At 55.1% G+C, this 1,623-nt stretch carries 1 tRNA gene and 1 rRNA gene; both read right to left on the reverse strand.

Annotated features, from left to right (window positions below):
- Window positions 1–6: 6 nt before the first annotated feature.
- Window positions 7–83, reverse strand: a tRNA-Ile gene (locus KYE_RS20670).
- Window positions 84–174: 91 nt separating this feature from the next.
- A 16S ribosomal RNA gene (locus KYE_RS20675) occupies window positions 175–1,623 on the reverse strand; the annotation flags it as partial.

The following is a 1,623-nucleotide window of genomic DNA, read 5'->3' on the forward strand; positions in this document are numbered from 1 at the left end:
AAATTCTGGTGGGTCTGGGTGGACTTGAACCACCGACCTCACCCTTATCAGGGGTGCGCTCTAACCACCTGAGCTACAGACCCAAAAACACGGGCCTGCAACGACCCATCTGCTCTCTTTATTCAGCTAACCAAGTAATTCGTGTGGACTCTGACCGAAGCGTTCGGCTTCGTTTAAGGAGGTGATCCAGCCGCAGGTTCCCCTACGGCTACCTTGTTACGACTTCACCCCAGTCATGAACCACACCGTGGTGATCGTCCTCCCGAAGGTTAGACTAACCACTTCTGGTGCAATCCACTCCCATGGTGTGACGGGCGGTGTGTACAAGGCCCGGGAACGTATTCACCGTGACATTCTGATTCACGATTACTAGCGATTCCGACTTCACGCAGTCGAGTTGCAGACTGCGATCCGGACTACGATGCGTTTTGTGAGATTGGCTCCCCCTCGCGGGTTTGCAGCCCTCTGTGCGCACCATTGTAGCACGTGTGTAGCCCTGGCCGTAAGGGCCATGATGACCTGACGTCATCCCCACCTTCCTCCGGTTTGTCACCGGCAGTCTCCCTAGAGTTCTCAGCCGAACTGCTAGCAACTAGGGATAGGGGTTGCGCTCGTTACGGGACTTAACCCAACATCTCACGACACGAGCTGACGACGGCCATGCAGCACCTGTGTCAGAGTTCCCGAAGGCACCAATCCATCTCTGGAAAGTTCTCTGCATGTCAAGGCCAGGTAAGGTTCTTCGCGTTGCGTCGAATTAAACCACATGCTCCACCGCTTGTGCGGGCCCCCGTCAATTCATTTGAGTTTTAACCTTGCGGCCGTACTCCCCAGGCGGTCTACTTAGTGCGTTAGCTGCGCCACTAAGACTTCAAGAGTCCCAACGGCTAGTAGACATCGTTTACGGCGTGGACTACCAGGGTATCTAATCCTGTTTGCTCCCCACGCTTTCGCACCTCAGTGTCAGTATTGGTCCAGGTAGCCGCCTTCGCCACTGGTGTTCCTTCCTATATCTACGCATTTCACCGCTACACAGGAAATTCCACTACCCTCTACCATACTCTAGCCTGACAGTTCGAAATGCCGTTCCCAGGTTAAGCCCGGGGCTTTCACATCTCGCTTACCAAACCACCTACGCGCGCTTTACGCCCAGTAATTCCGATTAACGCTTGCACCCTCCGTATTACCGCGGCTGCTGGCACGGAGTTAGCCGGTGCTTCTTCTGTGAGTAACGTCAAGCCCTACGAGTATTAGTCGCAGAGTTTTCCTCCTCACTGAAAGTGCTTTACAACCCGAAAGCCTTCTTCACACACGCGGCATGGCTGGATCAGGGTTGCCCCCATTGTCCAATATTCCCCACTGCTGCCTCCCGTAGGAGTTCGGGCCGTGTCTCAGTCCCGATGTGGCTGATCATCCTCTCAGACCAGCTACGGATCGTCGCCTTGGTAGGCCTTTACCCCACCAACTAGCTAATCCGACATAGGCACATCCAATAGCGCAAGGTCCGAAGATCCCCTGCTTTCCCCCGAAGGGCGTACGCGGTATTAATCCGGGTTTCCCCGGGCTATCCCCCACTACTGGGCAGTTTCCTATGCATTACTCACCCGTCCGCCGCTCGTCAGC

The sequence above is a fragment of the Marinobacter manganoxydans MnI7-9 genome (assembly GCF_000235625.1).
Lineage (GTDB): Bacteria > Pseudomonadota > Gammaproteobacteria > Pseudomonadales > Oleiphilaceae > Marinobacter > Marinobacter manganoxydans.